The sequence below is a fragment of the Micromonospora sp. NPDC005163 genome (assembly GCF_053599835.1).
This window is the reverse complement of record NZ_JBSFYP010000008.1, coordinates 73,255-98,158: the sequence shown is the minus strand read 5'-3', so window position 1 is coordinate 98,158 and position 24,904 is coordinate 73,255. Positions and strand designations below refer to the sequence as shown.

At 72.9% G+C, this 24,904-nt stretch carries 20 protein-coding genes; 5 read left to right on the top strand and 15 right to left on the bottom strand.

What is annotated here, in order from left to right:
- Positions 1–30: 30 nt before the first annotated feature.
- Together ACWD6N_RS08850 and ACWD6N_RS08845 are read left to right on the top strand one after the other, a co-directional pair.
- Positions 31–243, top strand: a complete 213-nt coding sequence (locus tag ACWD6N_RS08850) for a hypothetical protein (RefSeq protein ID WP_151490326.1) — start codon at positions 31–33, stop codon at positions 241–243.
- Positions 244–358: 115 nt separating this feature from the next.
- The gene (locus ACWD6N_RS08845; RefSeq protein ID WP_354963077.1) at positions 359–781 is read left to right on the top strand and encodes an SRPBCC family protein; all 423 of its coding nucleotides are present in this window, start codon (positions 359–361) and stop codon (positions 779–781) included.
- Here ACWD6N_RS08845 and ACWD6N_RS08840 read toward each other — a convergent pair.
- Positions 756–1,250, bottom strand: coding sequence for a GNAT family N-acetyltransferase (locus ACWD6N_RS08840; RefSeq protein WP_354963076.1), 495 nt, complete (start codon positions 1,248–1,250; stop codon positions 756–758). The genes ACWD6N_RS08845 and ACWD6N_RS08840 overlap by 26 nt on opposite strands.
- Positions 1,251–1,347: 97 nt before the next feature.
- Here ACWD6N_RS08840 and ACWD6N_RS08835 point away from each other — a divergent pair, with 97 nt between their 5' ends.
- Positions 1,348–1,851, top strand: coding sequence for a DUF1990 family protein (locus ACWD6N_RS08835; RefSeq protein WP_354963075.1), 504 nt, complete (start codon positions 1,348–1,350; stop codon positions 1,849–1,851).
- 10 nt (positions 1,852–1,861) lie between these two features.
- On the opposite strand, the gene ACWD6N_RS08830 is transcribed toward ACWD6N_RS08835, so the two are convergent.
- On the bottom strand, positions 1,862–2,782 hold the full coding sequence (locus ACWD6N_RS08830) for a DNA-3-methyladenine glycosylase family protein (protein ID WP_354963074.1): 921 nt from the start codon (positions 2,780–2,782) through the stop codon (positions 1,862–1,864).
- A gap of 508 nt (positions 2,783–3,290) precedes the next feature.
- Between ACWD6N_RS08830 and ACWD6N_RS08825 the strand changes: the two genes are divergently transcribed.
- Positions 3,291–5,204 (top strand): stealth family protein, encoded by a 1,914-nt coding sequence (locus ACWD6N_RS08825; RefSeq protein WP_354963073.1) that lies wholly within the window; start codon positions 3,291–3,293, stop codon positions 5,202–5,204.
- A 21-nt stretch (positions 5,205–5,225) separates the two neighbouring features.
- On the opposite strand, the gene ACWD6N_RS08820 is transcribed toward ACWD6N_RS08825, so the two are convergent.
- From ACWD6N_RS08820 to ACWD6N_RS08760, 13 genes are all read right to left on the bottom strand, one after another.
- A complete protein-coding gene (locus ACWD6N_RS08820) occupies positions 5,226–8,063 on the bottom strand; it encodes a stealth conserved region 3 domain-containing protein (protein WP_354963072.1) in 2,838 nt (945 codons plus the stop codon).
- A complete protein-coding gene (locus ACWD6N_RS08815; protein WP_354963071.1) occupies positions 8,060–9,046 on the bottom strand; it encodes a hypothetical protein in 987 nt (328 codons plus the stop codon). The genes ACWD6N_RS08820 and ACWD6N_RS08815 overlap by 4 nt, the downstream gene beginning before the upstream one ends.
- The gene (locus tag ACWD6N_RS08810) at positions 9,043–10,830 is read right to left on the bottom strand and encodes a stealth family protein (RefSeq protein WP_450004650.1); all 1,788 of its coding nucleotides are present in this window, start codon (positions 10,828–10,830) and stop codon (positions 9,043–9,045) included. The genes ACWD6N_RS08815 and ACWD6N_RS08810 overlap by 4 nt, the downstream gene beginning before the upstream one ends.
- 366 nt (positions 10,831–11,196) lie before the next feature.
- The gene (locus ACWD6N_RS08805) at positions 11,197–13,260 is read right to left on the bottom strand and encodes a DUF6541 family protein (RefSeq protein ID WP_354963069.1); all 2,064 of its coding nucleotides are present in this window, start codon (positions 13,258–13,260) and stop codon (positions 11,197–11,199) included.
- Positions 13,261–13,487: 227 nt separating this feature from the next.
- Positions 13,488–14,135 carry a hypothetical protein gene (locus ACWD6N_RS08800; protein ID WP_354963068.1) on the bottom strand — a complete coding sequence of 216 codons (648 nt, stop codon included), beginning with the start codon at positions 14,133–14,135 and terminating at the stop codon, positions 13,488–13,490.
- Between the two features lie 204 nt (positions 14,136–14,339).
- Positions 14,340–15,122 (bottom strand): anti-sigma factor family protein, encoded by a 783-nt coding sequence (locus ACWD6N_RS08795; RefSeq protein WP_354963067.1) that lies wholly within the window; start codon positions 15,120–15,122, stop codon positions 14,340–14,342.
- Entirely contained in the window at positions 15,119–15,811 is a 693-nt protein-coding gene (locus tag ACWD6N_RS08790) for a sigma-70 family RNA polymerase sigma factor (RefSeq protein WP_354963066.1), read from the bottom strand. The genes ACWD6N_RS08795 and ACWD6N_RS08790 overlap by 4 nt, the downstream gene beginning before the upstream one ends.
- Positions 15,812–15,937: 126 nt before the next feature.
- On the bottom strand, positions 15,938–16,795 hold the full coding sequence (locus ACWD6N_RS08785; protein ID WP_354963065.1) for a spermidine synthase: 858 nt from the start codon (positions 16,793–16,795) through the stop codon (positions 15,938–15,940).
- An 18-nt stretch (positions 16,796–16,813) separates the two neighbouring features.
- Complete coding sequence (locus ACWD6N_RS08780; RefSeq protein ID WP_354963064.1) at positions 16,814–17,773, bottom strand: hypothetical protein; 960 nt, start codon at positions 17,771–17,773, stop codon at positions 16,814–16,816.
- Between the two features lie 55 nt (positions 17,774–17,828).
- A complete protein-coding gene (locus ACWD6N_RS08775; protein WP_354963063.1) occupies positions 17,829–20,303 on the bottom strand; it encodes an SMC family ATPase in 2,475 nt (824 codons plus the stop codon).
- On the bottom strand, positions 20,303–21,451 hold the full coding sequence (locus ACWD6N_RS08770) for an exonuclease SbcCD subunit D (RefSeq protein WP_354963062.1): 1,149 nt from the start codon (positions 21,449–21,451) through the stop codon (positions 20,303–20,305). The genes ACWD6N_RS08775 and ACWD6N_RS08770 overlap by 1 nt, the downstream gene beginning before the upstream one ends.
- Before the next feature lie 16 nt (positions 21,452–21,467).
- Positions 21,468–23,219, bottom strand: a complete 1,752-nt coding sequence (locus ACWD6N_RS08765; protein ID WP_089017047.1) for an ATP-binding protein — start codon at positions 23,217–23,219, stop codon at positions 21,468–21,470.
- 162 nt (positions 23,220–23,381) lie between these two features.
- Positions 23,382–24,128: a pyrimidine reductase family protein gene (locus ACWD6N_RS08760; RefSeq protein WP_354963061.1), complete on the bottom strand. Its 747-nt coding sequence runs from the start codon at positions 24,126–24,128 to the stop codon at positions 23,382–23,384.
- A gap of 150 nt (positions 24,129–24,278) precedes the next feature.
- On the opposite strand from ACWD6N_RS08760, the gene ACWD6N_RS08755 reads away from it, so the two are divergent.
- Positions 24,279–24,842: a plasmid pRiA4b ORF-3 family protein gene (locus ACWD6N_RS08755; protein ID WP_354963060.1), complete on the top strand. Its 564-nt coding sequence runs from the start codon at positions 24,279–24,281 to the stop codon at positions 24,840–24,842.
- Positions 24,843–24,904: the final 62 nt, after the last annotated feature.

Below are 24,904 nucleotides of genomic sequence, written 5' to 3'. Positions count from 1 at the left end.
ATAACCGCAGGTCAGAGCTAGTTTCACGGGATGTCCGAGTGGGTCTGTGACTGCTGCGGGCGGTGGCGGGTGAGCGTGGAGCTGATCCGGGGCCGCTACCGGTACCGGCTGACCCGGCGCTACCCCGAGCGGTTCGGCGGCGGCCGGAACGTGCTCGGCGAGGTCGGCTCGGTGCCCGAGCTGGAGGAACTGTTGCGCCGGCGTACCCCGCTGAGCCTGGCCGACCTGCACGAAGCCGCCTGACTCCCGGCGGCGCCGCCCCCACGGGCCGGCCGGCGGTTGCCACCGTCACGATCCACGGGCAGCCTCGTCTCCATAGCGCGGCGGCGCCGGGCGGCGTCGCCGGGGAGGAGACGCGATGCGGTTTGAAGCCGGCACGGAGATCGCCGCCGACCCCCAGCGGGTCTGGGCGGTCCTGGTCGACGTGCAGCGGTGGCCCGAGTGGACGGCTTCGGTACGCCAGGCCCAGCGGGGGGAGCCGGGGCCGCTCACCGTCGGCGCGACCGTCCGGTTGGACCAGCCGAAGCTGCGGCCGGCGGTCTGGCGGGTAACCGAGCTGACCGAGGACCATGCCTTCACCTGGATCTCCGACACGCCCGGGGTGCGCACCCGCGCGGAGCACCGACTGCTGCCGCTGCCCGGCAGGCCCACCCGGGTCGAGCTGGCCATCACCCAGTCCGGGCCGCTCGCCATGCCGGTCGGCTGGCTCTACGGCGGTCTGCTGCGCCGCTATCTGCGGCTGGAGGCCGACGGGCTCAGGCGTCGGTGCGAACAGGGCTGACCGCCGGCTTCTCCAGCACCGCCAGCCGGATGCCGTTCGGGTCCGGCCGGTGCGCCACGATCCGATAGCCGTGCCGCTGGTACAGCCGCAGGTTGCGGGCGCTGTCCGCGCCGGTGAACAGGGTGAGCCGGGCCACCCGGCCGGCGCAGGCCGCCTCGATCGCGGTGAGCAGCCGTCCGCCGACACCCTGGCCCTGCTGGTCCGGGGCGACCGAGAGCCGCCCGACGTGCGCGGTGTCGCCGTCCAGGTGGGCCCGCACCGAGCCGACCAGCCGCTGCCCCACCCGGGCGGCGAGGACGGTGATGGGACCGGCCAGCACCGCGGCGATCTCGTCCAGTGTCTCGGTCAACGGCGGCAGGAACGGGTCGGTGTAGTGCTGCGCCTCGGTCAGGTACGCGGCGCGCTGCACGGTGAGGATCTCGCCGGCGTCCGCGACACCGGCCGGGACGATGCTCGCCTCGACGCTCATCCGGGCAGCACACCACAGCCGCCGCCGTCCTCGACCGGCGGCCCGCCCGCGCCGGCCGTACCCTGGCCCCTGTCCGAGACGAGGACGAGGGGGAGTGGTGGCCGAGCTGACGTACCCGGAGGTGGGACGCACGCGGCACGGGCCGCTGCCCGGCGGATACCACCACCTGCGCCACCGGTTCGCGCTACCGGCCGGCTGTTTCGAGGCGGCGGCCGAGGCCGTGCTGAGCTGGCGGCTGCACCGCGAAGCCGGGGTGCGGATGCGCACCGACGCCCCGCGGGCCACCGAGGGAGTCGTGGTGAGCGCCGGTCTGGGCATCGGTCCGGCCCGCATCTGGGGACCCTGCCGGGTGATCTGGAGCGAGGACTCGCCCCGGCTCGCCGGCTTCGGCTACGGCACCCTGGCGGGGCACCCGGAGCGCGGTGAGGAGGCGTTCGTGGTCGGCCGCGACGACACCGGCGCGGTCTGGTTCGAGGTACGCGCGTTCAGCCGCCCGGACCGCTGGTTCACGCTCGCCGCCGGCCCAGCCGTCCGGGCGGTGCAGCACGGGTACGCCTGGTGGCTCGGCCGCACCCTGCGCCGGCTCTGCGCCGGCCGCTGAGCGCCGCCGGTCAGAACCGGGCGAACGAGCGGATCGGCGCGCGGGGGCCGTACTTCGGTGCCCGGATGCCGGCGGCCTCCAGCAGCAGACAGACCCGGCCCCGGTGGCCCCGGAAAGGCTCCAGCAGCGCCAGCATCCGGGCGTCGTCGCCCCGTGCCTCGCCGGCGAGCGCCCAGGCCACCGTGTTCGGTATGTGGTAGTCGCCGACGCTGACCGCGTCCGGGTCGCCGTAGGCGGTGCGGATCACCTCGGCGGCGGTCCACGGGCCGATACCCGCGACGGCGGTCAGCCGGCGGGTGGCCTCGGTCGCGTCGGCGCAGCGCTCCAACCGGTCGGCGACCGCGGCGACCCGGCGCAGCGTGTCGGCCCGGCGCTGCTCCACCCCGAACGGGTGGAACACCCAGTACGGGGTGGCGGCCACCGCGGCGGCCTCGGGTGGCAGCAGCAGCGGTTGCAGTGGACCGGGCGCCGGCTCGCGGAAGTGCCGCACGGTCGCCGCGTACGCCCGGTACGCCTCCTTGCCGGTGACCTTCTGCTCGAAGACCGCGCGCAGCAGGCGGGGAAAGAGCTGCCCGGTGGCCGGCATCCGCAGGCCGCGGTGCTCCCGGGCCAACCGGGCGACCAGCGGGTGCGCCGCGGCCAGCTCGGCGAAGCCGGTGAGGTTGTCGCGGAGCCCGGCGATCGAGTCGGCCCGGGCCAGCACGTGCCCGGTGCCCGGCCCGTAGCCCTCGGCGACCAGTTCGCCGCCGGCCGGCCGCAGGGCCAGCGTTGCCGGCCCGTCCGGAGTGCGGGTTGCCCACCAGAAGGTGCCGGCGGCGATGCGCGCGCACGGGTCGTACGGGCTGAAGGTGAGCGACCGGACCGACGCGGCGAGCCGGTAGCCGGCCGGCGGGTGCAGCACCCGGGTCGCGGCGGGCTCGGTCTCGGTCACTCCGCCACTCTGCCAGGTGACGGATCGCCGCCGCGGACCGCCATACCGGCTACGTGTCCGCGCGGGGAGAAGCATGACGGCACGTTCAGTCGGCCGTCCCGGTGTCGGCGTACCCGCTGAACGGCCAGGATTAGTCGGGCGGATCGGCGCAAATCATTCTTATGCGACTATCGCTTGTATGCCATGTATCCGTCCTGTGCTTCTTTGATGGCACGCAGGTGAATATGCTGCTCGGGGCCACCTGCGCGGCCCCTCCGTCCCGATACCGGAGCGGGGTTGGCTGGCCAGCGAGGCGGGTGCGGTTGCGGGTCGTACGCTGCTGATCACAGCGTCCCCTTACCGCGTCGACTCGTCGCGCGGCGTAACGGGGGAGCTGTGGAAAGGCATGCGGTGATGGCTGCGTACGTACTGGTCCGGTCCGAATGGGTGGCGGTCGACGCCACGGTCCCGCAGCAGCGCTGACGGTGGCCGCGAACGACGTGGCCACCCCGGCGGGACGGCCCGAAGCATGATCGCCCTGCGCATCTACCGCCTGATGCCCCAGCCCGTACGCCGCGCCCTGCTAGGCATGCTGCCCGCGCACCGGCGGATGGGCCTCGTGCGCACGTTCTCCCGTCGGCGCGGTGCCGACACCGTGCATCCGCTGGGCGCCCACGTGCGGGTCTCCGACGGCGGCATCCGTACCCGCGCCGAGGTGGTCGCGAAGGCCACCCCCTTGCGGCAGTGGCACCGCAACCTCACCGCCGTCACCACCGCCCTGGAGTCGGCTGGCATCGAATACCACTGCATCCGCAACGACGACCACCTGCGCAGCACGGTCGCCGTCCTCGACGACCAGCGGGGGGCGGTGCGACGCCTGATCCGCTCCGCGCCGGCGCTGTCGGGCGCCCAGGTGCGGGTGGTGCAGGTCAAGCCCGGCCGGGACCAGCCGGACGCCGTGCCGACCGAGGTGTTCCAGGTCTGGTTCCCGGTGACCGACTTCCGCGCCGGCGTGGTCCTCGGCGTCCAGTTCGCGTGCGAGATCGAGTTTTGGAGCCGGCACGGGGACGTGGTCCGCGCGCCCCGGCGCAACGGCGTGGTCGACGAGGCGCCCGCCGAGGCGCAACGGGTCCGGGTCGCCGCGGCACTGCTGAGCCATTTCGTCCCCGAGGCCGACGACCACAGCTACGGCACCCGCCGCGACCTGGCTGTCCGGGCGCCGGACCGGGTGGGCTTCCCGATCGACGCCGTCTACACGTGGGTGGACGGGTCCGACCCGGAGTGGTTGCAGCGGAAGATGGCCGCACTCGGCACCCCCGATGGCCCGCTGCACGCGATCGCGGCAAACACGTCGCGCTACCACAACCGGGACGAGCTGCGGTACTCGATGCGCTCGCTGCACAGCTTCGCACCGTGGCTACGCCGGATTTTCCTGATCACCGACAGTCAGTTGCCCAGCTGGCTCGACCCGAGCCACCCGATGGTCACCGTCGTGTCGCACACCGACCTCTTCGCCGACCTCGGCGGTCGGTCGTCGTTCAACTCGCACGCCATCGAGTCCCGGCTGCACCGCATCGACGGTCTGGCCGAACATTTCCTCTACCTCAACGACGACGTCTTCCTCGGTCGGCCGCTGCCGCCGACGCACTTCGTCCACGCCAACGGGATCGCGAAGTTCTTCCTGTCACCGGCGCAGTTCGGGCTGGGCGAGGCGAAGCCGAGCGACCCGCCGGTGAAGGCTGCCGGCAAGAACAACCGCCGACACATCCAGCGGCAGTTCGGCGTCACGATCACGCAGAAGATGAAGCACACGCCATTCGTGCTCCGGCGCAGCATCATGCGGCAGATCGAGGTCACCCTGCAGGCGGACGTGACGGCCACCGCGCAGCACCGCTTCCGCCACCACGGCGACCTCTCGATCCCGTCGTCGTTGCACCAGTACTGGGCGTACCTCACCGCGCAGGCGGTCCCCGGCGACATCGAGTACGAGTACGCCGACCTCGGTCACCCCTCGACGCCCGCCCGCCTCACCGAGTTGCTCGCTCGTCGGCACCGCGACGTCTTCTGCCTCAACGACACCGACTCGGACCCGAACGCGTTCCAGGAGCAGGAGAGCATGCTGGCCGATTTCCTGCCGCGCTACCTGCCCTTCCCGGCCCCGTTCGAGCTGCCCGACGACGTGATCGCCGAACGCCGGAAGATCGGGGCCACCGACCTGTGGCGACAGGCTCGCGGTGCCGACCGGCGCGGCAGGCAGCTGGACGCGCCGACGACACCCGCACTCCGGGTCGGCAGGCATGCGGACGCGGCCGTGGTGCACAAACCCCGGGTCGGTCCCCGGCTGGACGCGCCCACCCTGCCCTCCGGCCGCATCGCTGCCGGCCGACCTGCCGACCACCAGGCGGAGGAGCGCCGTCGGGGACCGGACCTTCCGCCGCGTTAGGGGCGGTGTCGCGGTCCCCGCTCAGCGGGCCCGGTTGCGGATGCTGCCCCGCTCGAACTGACTGGGCACGGGGAAGTAGCTCTCGAGGAAGGTCATGACGATCCGGCCCTGCTCCTCGGCGTCGAGCTGACCGTGGTGGGTGTCGTTGAGGCAGAACGAGTCGTAGCCCCGGGTCGTCATGATCTGGGTCAGCTGCGGGTGCTCCAACGGCTCGCCGGTGTTGACGTAGCTCATCCGGATGCTGCCCGGCACGGACCGCCCGGTCAGGTAGCCGACGTAGTGATGCAGCGAGGACGCGACCGAGACGTCGGAGTGGGACCGCAGCTGGGACGCGGCGGTGAGCTTCACCTCGTCGGCGAACTGCCGATCCAGCTCGTTGCCGACGCTGCGGGTCATCGCGTACGGCGCGTGCAGCAGGCCATGGGTCAGCGTACGACCGAACGCGTTCCGGATCAGCTGGCGGTTGTTCTTGGCCGCGCTGAAGTTGAAGTCGTCCTCCGCGTCGACGTCGAGCATCGGAATCGGCGTCGGCGAGAGGAAGAACCTCGCCCGGCCGGTCGGATCGAAGAACACCGTCGGCCGGATCGGGCGGCCCAGGAAGAAGTCGTCGTTGAAGTAGATGAAGTGCTCGGCGAGGCCGTCGATGTGGTGCAGTTGCGACTCGATGGCGTGTGAGTTGAACGTCGGCAGGATGCCGCGTCCACCGAACAGCTCGCGGTGATCCACGACGCTGACCCGGGGGTGGTCGGTGTCGAGCCAGGTCGGGGTCTGCCCCGCCGTCACCACGTAGATGTTGCGCACCCACGGGGCGTACATGTCGATGGAGCGCAACGAGTATCGCAGCTCATCCCGATCCCGGAAACGGGCCGACCCGTCCGCCGCCGCGAGCGGGTCGCGCCCCAGCTCCGCGAGGACGCGGTCCTTGGCCGCGCGCCACTGCGGGTCGTCCCCGTCCACCCAGGTGTAGACGACATCGACCGGGAAGTCCAGGTCGGAGATCAGCCGGTGGTTGAAAGGCTCGATGGTGGGATGCTGCCGCCCCCGCACCGTCAGGGTGGCCGGTGTCATGGCCGCCACCGGGACGCTCGGGCCGAGCAGTGTGGTGCGGGTGGCGACCAGCGCCGAGCCGTCCTGCGACGGGGTCCAGAACTCGAGGTCACAGCCGAGCGCGGGCCCGTACCGGAGGGTCCGCGACGACGACACCACCGGCCGGAACAGCCGCAGGCCGACGGCCTCGGCGGCCCGGCTCTCGGCGGTCAGGCACGCGGCGAGGGTCACGGCCGTGACCTTGGCGTCGGTGGTGAGGGTCTCGGCGTAGAAGGGCGCGGCGGAGAACTCCTCCGCGAGGGCGGCGAGCACCGCGTCGCGATGCTCCAGGGCGACCACCACCCGGTGTCGGATGCCGTGGTCGCGCGGCACCCAGTAGGGAATGGCCTGTCTCCAGAGGAGATCGGTCACCGCGGTGAAGTTGGCGTGGGCGGCGTCAGCGGGCGTCAGGTCGTCCCGGACGACGCTGAGGCGGCCGCCGGAGCGGACCAATCCCGCGACCGTCTCCTGGATACGCCCCTCGATGGTCGCCACGTCGGGCCCGCTGGTGATCTGGCCGGGGAGGGAGGCTGCGGGAGCGAAGCCGGATCCGCCGGTGCGTCCGACCCACGCGGCGAGCCGGTCGGCGCCGGCCGATTCGTTGTCAGCGCGCGCCGCGATCAGCTCCGCGAAGAGCTCCTCCCAGCGCCGCATGATCGGCTCGATGCGGTAGTCCTCGGCGGCGCGCAGCGCGCCGGCCCCGAAGTCCTGCCGCAGCCGCTCGTCCGCGATGAGTCTCATCATCGCGTCGGCCAGACCGTCGATGTCGCCGGAGCTGACCAGGAAGCCGTTCTCGCCGTGGGTGATGATCTCCGCTGGTCCGGTCACGATGTCGTACGCCACCGCGGGGACGCCGGCCGCGAACGCCTCCAGCAGCACCAGCGGGAGCGCCTCACCGTCGCGCGAGGACAGCAGCGCGATGCTGGTCTTCGACCACTCCTCGACCATCCGGCCGGTCGGCCCGAGCACCTGCACTTTGTCACTCAGACCGAGGTCGGCGGCCAGGCTGCGCATCTCCGCGAGCAGTGGACCGCCGCCGAAGACCCGTAGCGTCCAGTCCGGATACCTGTCGGCGACCGTGCGGAAGGCGCGGATGGCGTGGTCGATGCGCTTCTCCGACACCATCCGACCCGCCACGCTCACCACCGGGTTGCGGAGGCTGGACCGGGGCCGGAACCCGTCGGGAATGCTGTTCGGGATGACCTCGATCCGCGGGCAGGACGTCGCGAAGGTGTCGACGAACCAGTCCCGGGTGCGATCGGTCAGCACCACCAGCGCGTCCAGTCGCGGCGCGAACTGGAACAGCGGCTCGCCGGTCCCGCCCCGCAACTGCGACGGCCGGTGCTCCTGGTGCACCGTGACCACGGAGGGCGGCGCGAGCGTGACGGCCATGGCCATCAGCGCCGGCGAGGAGGAGACGAGTACGTCGGTGTCGAGCGACCGCAGCGCACGGTCGATCTCCAGGTCGGCGAGGCGGCTGCCCTGCTTCTCCCAACGAGCCGGCATCAACCGGCTCCGGCTGCGGTACAGCGCCTCGTACGTCTCGTCGTCGACGCTCGACGGTCGGGTCGGTCGCGGCGTCGGGCCGGTCAGGTCGACGAGGTAGCGCATCCGCACCCGCTCGTCGGCCTGGAAGAAGCCCTCGTCGCTGGTGCGGTAGACGCTGATCACCTCGACCGTGTGCCGCCGCGAGAGGTGATCGGCCTGGGTGAGGATGGCGCGTTCCGTGCCGCCCATGGCATCGGCGGTCAGCAGGAGGAAGGTGATCTTCAACTCGGTGTCCCCGTGAAACGTGTGAAGCGGAGGCAGGCCACCGCCAGATTGCCGGCTGCGGTGTAGTACGGGCGGTAACCAACGAACTGGTCGCCGTCCAGCGGCAGGACGGCCCGGCTGACGCGGAGGACCGTACGTGGGTCGGTGAGGTCGTGCAGGAACCGGCCGAGCCGGACCACCCGGGTCGCGGAGGTGCGCACCCACGCCTCCCAGATGACCTCCTCGCCCGGCCGGTCCGGCGCCAGGTCGGCGAGGGGTACGACGAACTCGAAGCCGTCGTCGACCGGTGCGATGGGCACGACCACGTCGGCGCCACCGCCCCGCGGCGTGAAGACCACCGCCGGAGCGTCCTGCGGCCGTACGCCGACGAACCGGGCCCGGATCCGGGCCTCGGCGTGGCCGGTCGCGAGCTGGACCACCTCGGCCCGGGCGCGCGCGCCGGTGACCGTGAGCTGGGCGAGCCCGTCGCCGCTGCGCCCCGGCCGGTACAGCCACCCGGACACCGGGTGCGGCGGGTTGCCCACGGTCGGTCCGTCCCGCTCCGGGGTCTCGTCGACCGTCAGGGAGAAGCGACGCTCACCTGCCGCGCCGGCGTCCACCGCGAGCCCCACCGACCAGGTGCCCTTGCCCAGCGCGATCTCGTCGGCGGAGTCACCGAGACGGGCCACCACCTCCACGGCGAGCCGACCGTCCTCCCGCCGGACCGTCGCCGGGCAGCGGAGCGTGTCGCCCTCGCGAACGAAGAAGATCTCGGCCCGGTCGGCCGGGTCGGTGTCGGCCGGCAGCACCGCGTGCACGTGCAGCGTGCGCCCGTCGAGCACGGCGAAGAAGTCGCAGTCGGCCGGTGGCAGCCCGGCGACCGGGTCGTGCCGCAGGCGGGTGACCCGCTCGACGAGCCGGTCGGTGACCAGACCGGCGCGGCGACGGGCACCGTGTACCGCCTGCAGCAGTCGGGGCTGTGCCAACCGGTTGGGCGGATTCATCGGACCCACCCGGGTTCGTCGCTCGCCGGGTCGACACCGCCGGGCGTGGGGGCCTGCCAGCTGGGAATCGCGGCGGCCTCCGGAAGGTACGTCGCCGCCCGGGCCGTCGCCGTCATCCTCGCCCGCTCCGCCTCGACCTCGGGCGGAAGCTCGAACGGCGCCCGGAACGGAAGGTACGCCGAAAGGAAGTCGGTCAGCATGGCGACCTGCTCGGAGAGGAGGACCTCGCCCGAGTCGGTGTCGTTGAGGCAGAACACGTCGCAGTGCCGCCGTGCCAGCAGGTTGGCCAGCTTCACCGGGGTAGACGGGTGGGCCAGGTCGGCGTACGTGTACCGGATCGACCCGGGCACCGCCTGGCCGGAGAAGAACGACCAGTAGTGCTGCAACGAGGACGGGATCGAGAGATCCTGCGGGTGCCGGAACTGATGCCCGGCGGTGCCCACCACCTCGGCCGGCAGGTGTCGCTCGATGTCCTCCAGCACGCTCTTGCGCAGCGGGTACGGGACGTGCCGCATCTTCTGCGTGATGGTGCGCCCGAACCGTTCCTCGAGGTGCTGGCGGTTGTTCTTGCCGGCTGCGGTCACCGGCGCGTCGTAGACGGTCGCCGGGCCGACGTCCAACTGGGCCGGCGACGGAAAGAACTTCGCGATGCCGTTGGCGTGGAAGAACGTGGTCGGGAGCAGCGGGCGCCCGAAGAACATGTCGTCGTTGACGTAGATGAAGTGCTCGCTGAGGCCCGGGATGAGGTGCAGCCGGGACTCGATGGCGTGCGAGTTGAAGGTCGGCAGCTGACCGGTGCCACCGAAGATCTCGCGGTGGCGCACGACCCGCACCATCGGGTGCTCGACGTCCAACCACGGCGGGACCTGGTCGTCGGTCACCAGGTAGATCTGCCGGACCCACGGCGCGAACGACACCACGGAGCGCAGCGAGTACCGCAGCTCGTCGCGGCTGGCGTAGCGGGAGGCGTGCGCGCCGACCAGATTGATCTCGGCCTGCCCGTGCTCGCGCAGGGCCGCGTTCTTCCGTGCCTGCCAGTCGCTGTCGTCACCGTCCACCCAGGTGTAGACGACGTCGATCGGGAAGGTGATGTGCTCGTGGCCGAGGCCGGCGAACTCGGCCCGGGTGCGGTAGGTGGCCGGCCCGCCAGCCGGCACGAAGCGGCTGAGCTGGGACGCCGGGACGCGGATCGTCTCGCCCGTCTCCGGCACGGCCGCCGCGACCTGGTTGCCGCGCGGCGCGACGAGGTCCGCCTCGGGCTTCTCCTGCGGCGACACCGTGCGCCAGAACTCGACCTCACAGGCGAAGGCACTGCCGAGAACGGTGTGGCCGAAGGGGTCGGTGACCGCGTGGAAGACCTGTGCGATCGCATCGGGGTGGTTGGCGCCGACCTCGCGGCGACCCGCGTCGATGAAGCGCAGGGTGACCCCGTCGGTCGACGTGGCCCGGCCGAGCACCTTGAGCACCGTCGCCCTGTGTTTGCGCGACACGGCGATCGCGCTGCGCAGGTCGTCGGCGTGACGCACGTGGAAACCGTCGATCCCGGCCTCGTCGAGCGCCCGGGTCACCAGGTCGAGGTTGCGCTGCCGGAGGGCCAGCGGCGTCGCCTCCTCGACGACCCGAGCATCCACCCGGAGGCCGTCGACATCCCGGACCTGACGCACCTCACCGGGCGCGGTCCGGGATCGGCGGACGGTGACCCGGGTCAGCCGACGGACGAGCCAGAGCTGCCGTTGGGGCGGCACGAGCTGGATGAGTCGCTCCCGGTACGCCTTCGGCACCATACGGTGTGGGCGCAGCATCATCCTCGACCGCCGTTCCGACGCGTACGCGCGTCATTCGCGATCCGGCGGCGCGGGCGGGCCGGGCCACTCCGTCCCGACCACGGAAGGGCAACGATCACCCTGCGTCCCACGCCTTGCCCCCGTTTCCTGTCGCCGACCGGTGAGCGGTCGACGTCGTCCCATCGCCTGTGCGGGCATGCCGCACGGGCGGCCGGCTCACCACGCCGGTCGCGCAGCGGAAAGGTACCAGTGCGATCTCCGCCCGAACACCCTCTCCTCACCTCGGGGTAACTGTCCGTTCGGATTACATCGGGCAAATGGTGCCTTTGCGATCCATGACGTTCCGTCGGTGCCGGTCGCGAACCGTCACTGGCCGGACGAGCAGGCCCGACCAGCTTCGGTGACCTGGTAGATCCGCACGTGGCCCTCCCGGTGGACCAGGGTCAGCCGGTCGCTGTCGTCGAGCCGCTCCTGCTCGTAGTTCGCCGGCCAACCCTTGTAGTCGCGGCCGCCCACCACCAGGTACTCGATGGCGAACCGGCGTACCGTGCAGCCCTGGTTCTTCGGCGCCTTCTTGTTGTTGACCAGCCAACTGAAGGCCCGCCACCGGTCGGTGTAGTTCTCCCGGCCCACCTTCTCGAGCGGCGGGATGCCGAACAGGGTGGGCGTGCCGTAGTCGGCGTAGGACCAGCTCATGAACTGCCGGTGCCGGTCGTACGCGACCACCTTGCCCGGCGGGGTGTGCTCGGCCAGCCACTCGAAGGCCCGGGGGTACTCCTGCCCGACCGGCGCCCGCTGCACCATCGCCTTCCGCAGCGGACGCCATGTGTCGGGCACCAGGGCGAGCGACGCCAAACTCAGCACCACGACCGAGGCCGCGACGGCGGCGGGGGCGGCGGATCCGCGCAGCGTCCCGGCGCGGGCGACGAGCCGCACGAGCAGCCACTGGACTCCCAACCCGATGACGATCGCGCCCGCCACGGTGAGCACCCCGTAGACCGGGAAGATCATCGCACGGGGTCGTTCGCTGTCGCCGTACCAGAGGCTGGCCAGGGCCCGCGCGGCCGACGAACCCGACGCGACGGTCCAGATCCCGACGAGCGTGAACAGCACGCCGGCCAGCAGCCACGGGCGGGCCCAGCGCACCTGCGGCAGCACCAGCGACAGGGGAGACGCGAGCAGACAGGCGATGGCGATCCAGAGGCCAACCTGAACGGCCAGCCCGTGGATCTGGACTTTGGAGCTGTCCGGCAACGGGTAGGCCCACAGCACGTAGCGTTGCGCATCGGTGACCCAGTACTCGATCGCCTTGCCCCACTGGCCGAGCAGGTCGGGCGGTTCGGTGATCCGCTCACCGCCGGCGCCCAGGATGACGCCGAGCAGGGGCACGAGCGAGACGAGGCCCGCGACGGCGGCCGCCCCGACGCCCGCCGCGCTGCGGCGCCAGGTCAGCGCCCCCCTCGCCACCAGGAGTACACCGAGCGCGAGAACGCCAACGAAGAGGACGTCGTACGAGTGCGTCATCACGATGCCGGCGCCCCCGAGACCGGCCAGCAGGCCGAGCCGTACCGGGTGTGGGCCGCGCAGAGCGAGTGCGAGCAGCAGGGCGACCCCACCGGCCAGGCAGGGAGCGGTCTGCTCGTTGACCCGGCCGGAGATCAGCGAGGTCCACATCGGGCCCAGGAAGACCGGGGCGGTGGCGGCGGCGGCCGCGATCACCGGTCCCCCGCGGAGGATCCGGACGGCGGCGTAGATGCCGGCGACCAGGGCGAGCGGCCCGATGACGATCGCCCACGCGGTCATCGTCGTGCTCATCAGCCCGCCGGACAGGTGGGTCGCCTGCGCCCAGGCGACGTTCTCCGCCAGCGGATAGAACTCGCACGAGGTGACCGTATCGGTCGAACCCGAACTGCACGCCGAGGTGATGTCGACACTGTTGGTGTCGAGAATGCGTCTCGCCATGTAGCCGTGGTTCATCGCGTCCCAGCCGGGAGTGGCGACGAGTCGCCCCACGATCGCCCAGCCGTACGCCACGCTCACCACCGACGGCACGGCGACCCCGATCAGGTCGGCGCGACGCGGCAGGACGGGCCGAATCCGGAGGCGCGACGCCAGTGAGCGGCGCTGGTCGTCGTTCGTGTGCTCGGCGCCGCGCTCGGCGGTCGGCCGCTGGTTGTCGGCGGTGCGCCGGCACAGCAGCCGGGAGAGCGCGACCGCGGCGCCGGCCACGAGCAGCTCCACGACGAGCGTCGCCAGGGCGCTGTCGGGAAGCCCGAGCGTGGGCAGCCAGGCCATCGTCAGCGCGATCAGGCCCAGAGTCAGGGCGGGGGCGGCCGCCCAGGCAACCCAGCGGTAGCGCCCCGGCGGAAGGGCGAAGCCGAGCAGCGCCCCAGGCACGACGGCCACGAGGAGGGCGATGAGTGTGGTCAAGATTTCTTACCTCCCGGTGGTTACCGCAGAGCGGCAGCGGCCGGAAGGTTACCGGAACAAGGGCCGGTGGGCGGTACCCACTGCCTGCCTGCCTGCCTGCCTGCCGGGCGTCGGCGCCGCCGTCGGGACGGGTCATGCCGCTGAGCCCGGAAGCCCCTCGATACGACGGTGGCCGGCCGCGCCCTCCCCGGCTGCGACCGACCACCGCGCTCTCGTGGCGCCCGGGCTCAGTACGAGTAGCCCGAGCTGCCGGCGTCGTTCGACCCGCTGTCCGCTGGCGGGGCGACCGCCTTCGGCGTCGAGGTGGGCAGGCAGCTGAGGTTCTTCTTGCCGTCCGGCTGGACCACGAACCAGGTGCCGCCGACGGCCTGGCCCTTCCACTGGCCGGGCTTCTTGTCACCGATGTAGCGGTACACCGGCCAGCCGCCGACAGTGAGCTGGCGGGTGCCGTCCTGCCGGGTCACGCTGCCGACCTTGTCGTCGGAGACGCCGGTGAGCTGCGCGTTGCCGTCGGTCAGCGCCGGCGGCCACACCTGCGCGCACTTGTCCACGCAGTTCGATGCGGGCGGGTCGGCGGTGTCCTTGTCGAAGCGGTACAGGATCCAGCCGTCCTGATCGGTGACCACCTTGCCCATCCGGGCGACCTTCTTGCCGATCAACTGCTCGGTCAGGTCGACGTCCGCGGGCGGCGGCGCGTCGGCGGGAGCCTCCGCGGACGCCGAGGCCTCGGGTTCAGCCGCCGCGGTGGGCTCGGCCGCGGCGACGGCGACCGGCTCGGCCGCGCTCGAGTTCGCCCCGTCGTAACCCGCAGGAGCGCAGGCCGTTAGTGCGACCATCGCGCTCGCGACGATGACGGTCCGCTTCATCTGTGCCACGTGCCCTCCTCATTCTTGGCAGTTCACCCATAGGTACGGCAGGAGAGCTGTCAAGGTTGAAGGAGTAACAGTGGTCAATTTCACGTGAATTGATTGAACCGATCCGGGTGCCCGTGCGTGTGCCCGAGCGCGGACCGCTCCGATGCAACGACGCATCGGCGCCGGCCATTGTCATAATGGCCGACGCCGATGCGGTACGCGAACCTACATGGGCACCGTGACCAGCGGACTGGCCACCCCGTTACCGTTCACCGACTGCACCTGGATCTGCTTGATGTCGGCGACCGGGGCCGACGTCGAAGCGCTCAACTCGAGGCCCTGCGGGCGAGTGTTGGTGCCGTAGCCGCCAGGCGGCACCGACCAGGTCGAGATGACCTCCGTGGTCGAGTTCTTCCGCTGCACCACCAGTCGGCAGATGAGCGGGCCGGGCAACCGCTGAAGGCTGAAGTTGATCCGGGTGCCGTAGTCCTTGGTGACCAGGAACATCGTCGTCTGCACACCCGTGGTCGGGTCGGTGGCGTCGACCTGGTCACCCTCCTCCTCGTTACCGCCGACCCCCGGGCCGGAAGGCGCCCCGGTCGGCGCACTCGTCGGCGGCTCGTTCCCCGGCGCGCTCAGCGTCGGCTCGGCGAGCACCCCCGGCGGTTCGTCGTCGGTGACGCTCACGAAACCGACCGCGGTCAGGCCACCGAAGACCACCACCGCCGCGGCGGTGGCGAGCAACTGGCGGAACCGGGTGCGTCGTCGATCGGCGCGGACCGCGACCAGCGTCCGGTCCAGCAGCGCCGGGTCGGTCGCGGCCTGCTCCAGCGCCATCATCGTCTCGCCGTCGATGCCGGAGAGGAGCCCGACGACCGGCACCATCGTCTCCAGCTCGGCCGCGCAGGCCCAGCAGGTGGCGAGATGCTCCTCGAACCGCTCGGTGTCCTGCTCGTCGAGGACGCCCAACGCGTACGCGGCGACGTCCATGTGGTCTGGCCGGCTCATTCTGTCACCCCCCGCTCCTGCAGAGCCGTGCGAAGCGCGCGCAGCGCGTAGTAGACCCGCGACTTGGCGGTGCCGAGTGGAAGCCCCAACTCCTCGGCGGCCTCCGGCACCGTCCGCCCCCGGAAGTACGTCGAGATCAGGATCTCGCGGTGCGACTGACTCAGCGTACGCAGGGCGTCCGCCACGGTCATCGTGCGCAGCACCCGGTCGGTGCTGTCCGCCTCGGCGAACGCGGTCAGGTCCCGGTCGTACGTTTCCGGCGGCCGGGCCTGCTCGCTGCGATGCTCGTCGATCGCGATACGGCGGGCCACGGTGACCAGCCAGGGCCGCAACGACCCCTGCCCCTGCGCGCCGAGGCGGTGCGCGTTGCGCCAGGCCCGCAGCAGCGTCTCCTGGACGATGTCCTCCGCGCGCTGCCGGTCCCCCCCGGTGAGCCGCATGACGAACATCAGCAACGGACCGGCGTGCTCCGCGTAGAGCAGCCGGATCAACTGGTCGGAGTGGCTCGCCTCGGTTGACGTCGCCTGATGGCGCCCGGGCGCCGGTCGCGGCGTCACCGGACCATTCTGGCGAGCGGGCGGTCGTCCGTCGACCCCCCGGGCAGACGAGGTCGGCCGCGACGAGGGACGTGCGGACATCCAGTCCACGCGAATCGCGTCGCCATGCCAACCGGCCGCCACCGCATGCATGCAGACCTCCGGGGTGTCTGTTGACCAACGCCGCCCACCAGGCGGGCCGCCCGGTGGTACGCAGCGCCGCCCCGAGCGGATCAACAAACCGCGAAAAAAGTTCTGCGCTGCCGCTCGGCGGACAGATCAGCGGCGGACGGAGAACAGGCCCGGCGGTGGCGGGTCGGAGCCGGTGGCGTCGGCGTCCCGCACCACCGGAGCACCACCGGCGAAGCGGTCCAGCTCGTCGCCGGCCACCACCCGGCCGGGAAACCAGTCGCCGGCCGCCCGCCGCGTCAGCTCGGCCACCGGAGGCGTGGTCCGCCCGGCGACCAGGACGAGGTTGCCGTACCGACGGCCGCGCAGCACGGCCGCGTCCCCGACCAGGCAGGCCCGGGGCAGCACCGAGCGGACCGTGGCGACCTGCCCGCGGGCGTGCCGCAGCGGCGGGCCGTCCGCGAGGTTCGCCAGGTACCAGCCAGCCGGCCGGAGCACCCGGGCCACCTCGGCCGCGTACTCCACCGAGGTGAGGTGAGCCGGGGTGCGAGCGCCGGCGAAGACGTCGGCGACCACCACGTCGTAGCTGGCGTCCCGGGTGGCGGCCAGCACGGCGCGGGCGTCCTCGACCCGGACCCGCAGCCGGGCATCGGCCGGCCAGGGCAGCGCCCGGCGGACCAGCTCCACCAACGCGCCGTCCACCTCGGACACCCGCTGCGTGGAGCCGGGCCGGGTGGCGGAGACGTACCGGGGCAGGGTCAACGCGCCACCACCGAGGTGCAGCACCCGCAGCGGCTCGCCGGTGGGCGCGATCAGGTCGATCGCCGCGGCCAGCCGCCGGACGTACTCGAACTCCAGGTGGGTGGGGTCGTTCAGGTCGACGTGCGACTGCGGGGCGCCGTCCAGCAGCAGCGTCCACGAACCGGGCCGGTCCGGATCCGGGATCAGCTCGGCCTGCCCGGTGTCCACCTGCTCGACCACCCGGTCACCCGCCCGCTTGCGTCCCATCCCGACCAGTATCCGCGGTCAGCGGCCCGCTCGGGCCGCGGCCGTCAGCGCACGGTGCAACAACCGGGAGTCGCCGAGCAGGGCCCGCAGCCGGCGCTCCAGGCCGGCGATCGGGATCAGGTTCTGCGGGGCCCGTGGGTCCTTGTACGGGGTGGAGGCGAACCGGGGCAGGGTGACCAGCGACAGGTCGGCCAGCTCGATCGCCGCCTCGACGGGCAGGTCGGCGGAGCACTCCACCCGGACGATGCCGGCCCACGGCGCGCCGACAGCCACCGGCAGCCGCAGATACCACGACCAGCCGCCCCACGCCGTGCCGAGCCGGAACACGGGCGAACGTTCACCCGGCGCCAGGGTGGTCACCACCGCGGTCAGCCGGGCTTCCAGGTACTGGCTGTGCTGGGTCTTGATGTAACCGAGTGTGCGCGGCAACTGCCGCCGGCTGCGCAACGGGCCGTCCACCACCAGCAGATCGCCGTCGACCCGGGCGGCGTCGGAGACCGCCACCTCCAGCGCGGTCAGCGGGCCCTGCACGGCAGCCGGCAACTTGGCCAGCTCACCGGTGCCGCCCACCCGGTGCACCGGGTAGCGGATCGCCCCCGCCACCACGTCCTGCGCCGACGGGCTCGCGGTGAACAGGCCCCGGCCCACCCGGGCGCCGGCCAGCTGCGCCGCACCCCGGCCCAGGTCGCAGCGGACCACCCCCGCCGCGTACGAGGCGGCCAACCCGGGGAACGACCCCCCGTCGGCCTCGGCCGTCCAGATGCTCGCGTCGATCCGGCGTACCCCGTCAACCAGCAGCACCACGTCCGGCGCCCGCACTCCCGGCCGTACCCCGATCGCCCGCCAGTCCACGGCCGGCAGCTCCACGTCCGCGTCGACCTGCGCGCTGCTCGGCGTGGCCGGCCCGGCGGCGGACGCCTCGAACGACGCACCGTACGCCGGGTCCCACGAGTCGACGAAGAACGCGGCGTCGGTCACGGAGTCGCGCCTTCGTTCGCGACTGCGGGGCTCCGCTGCGCTGCACTCCTCGCGCTCACCGGCCGGTCCGTTCCACGCGCGCCGAGCGGGCATCCTTGCGCACCTCGAACCGGACCGGGATCCGTTCGGCCAGCGCCGGCACGTGGGTGACCACGCCGACCATCCGGTCGCCCCGGGCGGCCAGGTTTTCCAGGGTGGCCGCCACCGTGTCCAGGGTGGCCGCGTCCAGCGTGCCGAAGCCCTCGTCCAGGACGATCGACTCCAGGGTCGCCGCCGTGGTCGACATCCCGGCCAGCTGCTCGGAGAGCGCGAGCGCCAACGCCAGCGACGCCTGGAACGTCTCGCCGCCGGAGAGCGTGCGCACGCCCCGGCGCAGCCCGGCATCGTGGTGGTCGACCACGAAGAACTCACCCTTGTCGTGCACCAGCTCGTACTGCCCGCCGGAGAGCTCCCGCAGGATGCCCGACGCACCGTCGACCAGCAGGTCCAACGCCTCGGCCAGCAGCCACCGTTCGAAGTTGTTGGCCCGCAGATGCCCGGCCAGCGCGCGGGCCACCTGAGCCTCCCGCTCGTGACCGGCGCGCTGCTCGCGCAGAGTCCCGGCCTGCTCGCGGCGTTCCCGAAGCCGACGCCGGTCGGCCTCGGCCCGCTCCACCGCCACGGTCGCGGCGTGCACCGGATCGTCCGCGACCGGCACGTCCGCGGCGGCGAAGATGCCGGCGATGCTCCGCTGCACCGCGTCGGCCGCCCCCTCGGCCTCGGCGACCACGGCGGCCCGACCGGCCCGGTCGGCGCGGCGCCGGTCCGCCTCGGTGGCCGCCCAACCGGTCAGCGCCGCCCACGCGGCGGAGACGTCGTCCCGGTCGGTCGCGGGAGGGCCGAACCGGGCCAGCCCGTCCCGGATGGTGTCGAAGCCCCGCCAGGCCGCCCGCAGCCGCTCCTCGGCGGCGTCCACCCCGGCGCGGGCCGTTCGGGCCGCGTCCCGGCCGGCCCGAACGGCGGTCGCCGCCTCCTCCAGCGCGCGCCGCAGCCGGGCGTGCTCGGCCAACTCCCGGCGCAACACGGCCGGCTCGGCCGCCCCGGAGAGCTGCCCGGCCAGCTCGGCCAACCGGGCGTCCAGCTGCTCCTGCCGGGCCCGGGCCTGCACCAGCAGCCGTTCCAGGTCACGCGCCGCCGCGTCCCGCTGCTGCACGACCGCCTGGGCGGCCTTCGTTGCGGCCCGCGCCGCCTTGCCGGCCGCCGTGGCGGCGGCCACCGCCGAGTCGGCCGGCACCGCCGGCACCTCGGCCACCGGCTGCTCGCAGACCGGGCAGGCGGCGCCGGGATGCAGGTGCACCCGCAGGCCGACCGCCAGGTCGGTGGCCTTCGCCTCCTCGTGCGCCCGGAAGGCCGCCTCCAGCTCGGCCTCGGCCCGCTCGGCGTCGGCGCGGGCGGCTGCCAGCGACGCTACCGCCGCGGCGTGTTCGCCGTTCGCCGCGGTCACCGTCGCGCGGACCGTCTCGGCCTCGCCGGTCAGCCGGTCGCGGTCGTCGTACGCCCGCAGCAGCATCCGCAGCGCGCTTTCGTCCCCGGCGCCGGCGAGCTCGCCGCGAAGCTTCTCCTCCCGCTCCTCGGCCAGCGAGACGCCGGTGGCCGCCGCCTCGGCGTCGGCCCGTGCCATGGTCACGGCGAGGGCCACCTCGGCCACGCCGCCCGGCGCGCGCACCCCGGTCAGCACGGTGAGCTCGTCGTCGAGGGCGCTCAGCGCCGCCGCCGCCTCGCGCGCCGCGGCCCGGGCCGCCGCCAGCTCCGGCACAGCAGCGGTCACCGCGGCGGCCAGCTCGGTCATCCGGTCGACCCGGGCGTCGGCCTCGGCCAGCGCCTCGTCGTCCACGCCGGTGAGCCCGGCGAGCACCTGGTCGACCGCGTCCAGTCGGGCCTCCGCCTGCGCCGCGCGCGCGGTCGCCCGCTTCTGCACGTCCTCGTAGACGCCGAGGCCGAGCAGGTTGACCAGGATCTGCTGCCGGGTCGCCGGCTTGGCGTGCAGGAAGTCGGCGAACTGGCCCTGCGGCAGCACCACACAGCTGGTGAACTGCTCGTACGGCAGCCCGACCGCCTCCAGCACCGCCTGCTCCATCTCGGCGGGGGTGCCGGCCACCACCTCGCCGAGGTCCTCCGGGCTCAGGCCGGTGTCCAGCTTGGTCACGTCGAAGCCGGCCGGCATCAGCTGCAACCCGGCGTTCGCGGTCTTGACGTTGCCCCGGCCGTCCCGGCGCACCACCCGGGTGGCCACGTACCGGGCGCCGCCGGACTCGAAGACCAGCCGAACCCGGGCCTCCGTCGCCGACGGCGCGAGCGCGTTCGCCAGCCCCCGGGTGCCGCCCCAGCGGGGCACCGTGCCGTAGAGGGCGAAACAGATGGCGTCCAGCACGGTGGACTTGCCCGAGCCGGTCGGGCCGATCAGGGCGAAGAAGTCGGCGTCGGTGAAGTCGACGGTCGTCTCGTCCCGGAAGACCGTGAAACCGGCCATGTCCAGCCGCATCGGACGCATCAGTGCTCGACCTCCTCGAAGAGTTCGTCGAAGAGCTCCCGGACGCCCTCGTCGGCGTGCCCCCGGCTGTCCAGATAGTCGGCGAACAGCTCCCGGGGCGAGCGCCCGGAGCGTTGCGCGATGCGGGCGCCGCTGCCCGGCGCGGCGAGCAGCTCCGGGTCGATCCGGATCTCCAGGGCACGGGGAAGCAGCTCCTGGACCTCTTCGCGGAGGCCGGCGCGGGGCTGCTCCCGCACGTACACCCGTAGCCAGGCGTCCGGCGCCTCGATCTCGGCGAGCTGGGCCAGGGTGCCCCGCACGGTGCGCAGCGCGCTCGCCGCGGTCACCGGCACCTCGCGGACCCGGGCCGCGGTGCTCGCCGTCACCTCGACCACGGTCACGGAGGGGACGTTCTCCTGCTCGCCGAAGTCGACCGCGAGCGGACTGCCGCTGTAGCGCACCGGGCAGGGGCCGATGACCCGCTGCGCCCGGTGCAGGTGGCCCAGCGCCACGTAGTGCGCGGTGGCCGGGAAGACGGTGGCCGGCACGGCGTAGCCGAGCACGGTGTGCGCGTCCCGCTCGCCGCCGCCGGTGGTCGCGCCGGTCACCGTCAGGTGCGCGGTGACCAGGTGCACCCGGTCCGGCTCGGTGAAGCCCTCCGTGAGTCGACCCAGCACCCGTCCCAGGTGGTCGGCGTACGTCTGGTTGGCCTCGGCGGCGGTCAGCTCGTACATCTCCAGCGCGCGCACCGCGTACCGCTGGGACAGGAACGGCAGCGCGGCCAACTGCCACCGCTCGCCGCCGGCGGTGGTGCCGTCGATCACGTGCTCGTCCGGGTTTTCCCGTACCCCGCCGCGCAGCGTGATCCCGGCAGCCTCCGCCCACGGCCGCAGCGCGTCCAGCGCCGGGCCGTTGTCGTGGTTGCCGCCGATCGCGACCACGTCCGCGCCGGTGCGGCGCAGCGCGGTCAGCGCCCGGGTGACCAGCCGGGTGGCCTCGGAGGTGGGCGCGGCCGTGTCGTAGAGGTCACCGGCGACGATGACCAGATCCGGCTGCTCGGCTATCGCGATGTCGATCACCCCGGCCAGCACGGCCTTGTGTTCCTCGGCCCGGGACTGCCCCTTGAGCACCTTGCCGACGTGCCAGTCCGAGGTGTGCAGGATCTTCATGGCTGCGCTGGCCCCCCTAGAACGGGATGTCGTCGTCGGTGCCGCCGCCGGAGCCCACGACGGCGAACGGGTCGGCGGACTGGGTGATCGAGCGCAGCGTCTCCGATGGCGCGCGGCCCGCCTCGGAGACCCGGGTGGCCCAGGCCGGGAACGGGAACTCCAGACAGAGCGGCACGGGGATGTCGGGCTGGTTGACGAACATGGTGCCCGGCTTGGCCAGCAGCGCCCGTTGCCGCTGCGCCGGCGGCAGGAAACCGTACTCCGGGCGGGAGGCCTCGGCCGGGTCGAGCCGGCCGACCACCCGGATCGCCGAGTTGGTGACGATCCGCCGCTCCACCTCGCTCGCCGTCTGCTGGGCGCCGATCAGGATCACGCCGAGCGAGCGGCCCCGCTCGGCGATGTCCAGCAGCACCTCCTTGATCGGCGAGGAGCCCTCGCGGGGGGCGTACTTGTTGAGCTCGTCGAGGACGACGAAGAGCAGCGGCTTGGCGGTTCCGGACTTCTCCTTGCGCTCGAACTCGCTCTTGAGCGTCACACCGACCACGAACCGCTGGGCGCGGTCCGGAAGGTTGTGCAGGTCGACCACGGTGACCTGCGCCGACTCGCTCGTGTTGATCGAGTGCGGGCGGCGGGTGGCGAGGTCGCCGCGGATCAGCCGGGCGAGGTCCTTCTTGCTGCCGATCAACCGCCTCGCGAACGCGTTGACGGTGCCCAGACCGACCGCGCTGCCAGCCCAGTCGGAGCGGGTCTCGTCGTCGTTGAGCTGGTCGACGATGTGGTCGACCAAGTCGCCGTAGGAGCCGAGCCGGACCCCGTCGATGCTCACCCCGCCGTCGGCGGGCTGGGCGTAGCGGGCCAGGTGCGCGGTGACCGAGTGGACCACCATCGTGTACTGCTGGCGCTCGTCGTCGGCGTCGGCGAAGACGTACGGCAGCAGCCGGTCGGCGCAGAACTCGCTCAGCGTCCAGTAGAAGGCGTCGACGCCGGTGAGCCGGCTGCTCACGTCCGGAGTGCCGGCCGAGTCGCCGACCCGGGGCGGGGCGTACACCCGGACGTCGGGGAACGCGCCGGCGGTCAGCCCGAGCTTCGCGTACGCCGCGCGGGTGGGCTCGTCGAGCCGGGTGTTGGGATGGTCGAGGAAGAGCAGGTCCTCGCCCTTGACGTTGAAGATCAGCGCCTTGGCGTTGACCGCGTCGCCGCCCAGCACCCCGGAACGGAAGACCGAGTAGAGCAGGAAGGTGGCGAAGCTGGTCTTGGTGGCCACGCCGGAGATGCCGGAGATGGAGACGTGCGCGCCCCGGCTGCCGTCGAGGAAGTCGGCGTTGAGGTAGACCGGCACCCCGTCGCGACCCATCCCCATCGGGATGCGCCGCTCCATCCGGTCGAAGTGCAGCGCCCGGGCGCGGGCGTCGCCCTCGGCCCGGTGCACCACCGCCCCCGGGGTCGGCGGCACGTAGAACTCCGGGTCGACCCGGGTGGTGGTCACCTCGGCCGCCTCCTGCACCTGCGCGGGCAGCGTGCCGTCGGCGATGGCGAAGACGTCGGAGTCGAACTGGGCGCCCTCGTGCCGGGCCCGGACCTGGGTGACCACCCCGGCGATCGTCACCGGCTCGCGGTCGGGCAGCTCACGCCGCGTCACCACCACGTCGTCGAGCTGGAGGTAGCTGCCGGGGGCCACGGCCGTCCAGAACTGCAACGGGGTGGCGTCGGCGGTGCCCAGCACCCGGCCGACCGGCTCGCCCGGGGTGTCGAGGCCGGCGTCGGTCATCGGGCGACTCGGGTCGGTCGGGCATCACGGTCGGCGCGCATGAGGTGCATCCTGCCCGAGGAGTACGACAGGTTGCCACGCGACGCGGCGGACGACACCATCGCCAGTCAGGCACGCGACGCTGGGTGCCGGGTCAGCGACGGGCCGTTGCCGACCCGGGGTTCACTCGCGGGCGTGGCGGAGCATGAGGACGCCGTCGTCGGCGGCGAGCACGTGCCGCAGCGGCAGCTGCCGGGGTGGCGCGGCGTCGCCGGCGATGATCCGGCCCGGGCCCGGCCCGGCGAGCAACGGCGCGACGGTGAGACACAGCTCGTCCACCAGGTCGGCGGCGGTGAGCGCGCCGAACAGCTGCGGGCCGCCCTCACAGAGCAGCTCGGTCAGCCCACGCTTGTGCAGCTCGTCGAGGCCGGCGGCCAGGTCGACCCGGTCGGTGCCGCAGCGCAGCACGTCGGCGACGTCGGTCAGCCCGGGCTGCGGTTCGGCGCCGGCGTGGGTGAGCACCACCGGGCGGACCGGGGCGTCGGCGAACGCGGCCTGCGCCGGGTCGAGGTCGAGCGAACCGGAGACGACGACCAGCGTCGGGTACTCGGCCAGCCCGTGCTCGCGGCGCCAGGCGCGGCGGCGCTCGTCGAGCCGGACCGCCCGGTAGCCCTCGTGGCGCAGTGTGCCGGCGGCCACCACCAGCGCGTCGCAGAGCATCCGCAGCAGGCCGAACACCCGCTTGTCCGGCTCGCCGGAGAGCCCGGCGGAGTAGCCGTCCACGGTGACCGCGCCGTCCAGGCTGGCCACGAAGTTGACTCGCAGGCGGGGCTGGTCGGCGCGGCCGTAGAGCGCGGTGAGCGCGGCGTCGTCCAGCGGCTGCGCCGCCGGCTCGGGCCAGAGCCGCCGGATCGGGATTCCGACGGTCATTCGCTGGCCGGACCGGTGACCGGAGGGGTCGGTCGGGCGGTACGGTGCTGGCAGTCGCACCAGTTCCGGCCCGGGCAGTCGTCGTGTCGCCGGGCCCGGCACGCTCGGCAGATCATGCTGGCAGCCTAAGCCGCGGGAGGACAGGACAGCATGCCGCGTCAGATCTTCCAGCTGAAGATGTCCCTCGCCGGCGTCCGTCCGCCGGTCTGGCGCCGGGTGCTCGTTCCGGCCGGCTACACGCTGGATCGGCTGCACCGGGTGGTGCAGCACGCGATGGGTTGGCGGGACTGCCACCTGCACTCGTTCGAGATCGACGCGGTGCAGTACGGCGAGCCCGACCCGGACGGCGAGCTGGCGCTGCACGACGAGCTGGACGTGCGGCTCGACGCGGTGCTCGGCAAGGGCAGCCGGTTCTCCTACACCTACGACTTCGGCGACTGGTGGGAGCACGACCTGGTGGTCGAGGACGCGCTGACCGCCGACCCGGAGGAGCGGTACCCGGTCTGCCTGGACGGCGAGCGGGCCTGCCCGCCGGAGGGCATCGGCGGCCCGTCGGGCTACCGGGCGCTGCTGGTGGCGCTGGGCGATCAGGGCGATCCGGCCGACGTCGCCGACCCGGCGCACGCCCTGCTGCTCGACTGGGCGGGCTCCACATTCGACCCCGCCCGCTTCGACGTCGACCGCGCCGGCACTCTGCTGCGCCGCTTCTGCTGACCCCGCGTCGCCCGCCGCAGTGGGCAACCGTGGTGAGTCGCCGGCCGAGGTGCCGGGATTTT

Excerpts from the sequence above, each read along its gene's own strand:
- ACWD6N_RS08760 (WP_354963061.1), bottom strand. The coding sequence starts at position 24,128 with ATGACCGTCGGAATCCCGATCCGGCGGCTCTGGCCCGAGCCGGCGGCG.
- ACWD6N_RS08790 (WP_354963066.1), bottom strand. The coding sequence starts at position 15,811 with ATGCATGCGGTGGCGGCCGGTTGGCATGGCGACGCGATTCGCGTGGAC.
- ACWD6N_RS08775 (WP_354963063.1), bottom strand. The coding sequence starts at position 20,303 with ATGCGTCCGATGCGGCTGGACATGGCCGGTTTCACGGTCTTCCGGGAC.
- ACWD6N_RS08755 (WP_354963060.1), top strand. The coding sequence starts at position 24,279 with ATGCCGCGTCAGATCTTCCAGCTGAAGATGTCCCTCGCCGGCGTCCGT.
- ACWD6N_RS08765 (WP_089017047.1), bottom strand. The coding sequence starts at position 23,219 with ATGACCGACGCCGGCCTCGACACCCCGGGCGAGCCGGTCGGCCGGGTG.
- ACWD6N_RS08815 (WP_354963071.1), bottom strand. The coding sequence starts at position 9,046 with ATGAATCCGCCCAACCGGTTGGCACAGCCCCGACTGCTGCAGGCGGTA.
- ACWD6N_RS08785 (WP_354963065.1), bottom strand. The coding sequence starts at position 16,795 with ATGGGACGCAAGCGGGCGGGTGACCGGGTGGTCGAGCAGGTGGACACC.
- ACWD6N_RS08770 (WP_354963062.1), bottom strand. The coding sequence starts at position 21,451 with ATGAAGATCCTGCACACCTCGGACTGGCACGTCGGCAAGGTGCTCAAG.
- ACWD6N_RS08795 (WP_354963067.1), bottom strand. The coding sequence starts at position 15,122 with ATGAGCCGGCCAGACCACATGGACGTCGCCGCGTACGCGTTGGGCGTC.
- ACWD6N_RS08810 (WP_450004650.1), bottom strand. The coding sequence starts at position 10,830 with ATGGTGCCGAAGGCGTACCGGGAGCGACTCATCCAGCTCGTGCCGCCC.
- ACWD6N_RS08825 (WP_354963073.1), top strand. The coding sequence starts at position 3,291 with ATGATCGCCCTGCGCATCTACCGCCTGATGCCCCAGCCCGTACGCCGC.
- ACWD6N_RS08840 (WP_354963076.1), bottom strand. The coding sequence starts at position 1,250 with ATGAGCGTCGAGGCGAGCATCGTCCCGGCCGGTGTCGCGGACGCCGGC.
- ACWD6N_RS08850 (WP_151490326.1), top strand. The coding sequence starts at position 31 with ATGTCCGAGTGGGTCTGTGACTGCTGCGGGCGGTGGCGGGTGAGCGTG.
- ACWD6N_RS08845 (WP_354963077.1), top strand. The coding sequence starts at position 359 with ATGCGGTTTGAAGCCGGCACGGAGATCGCCGCCGACCCCCAGCGGGTC.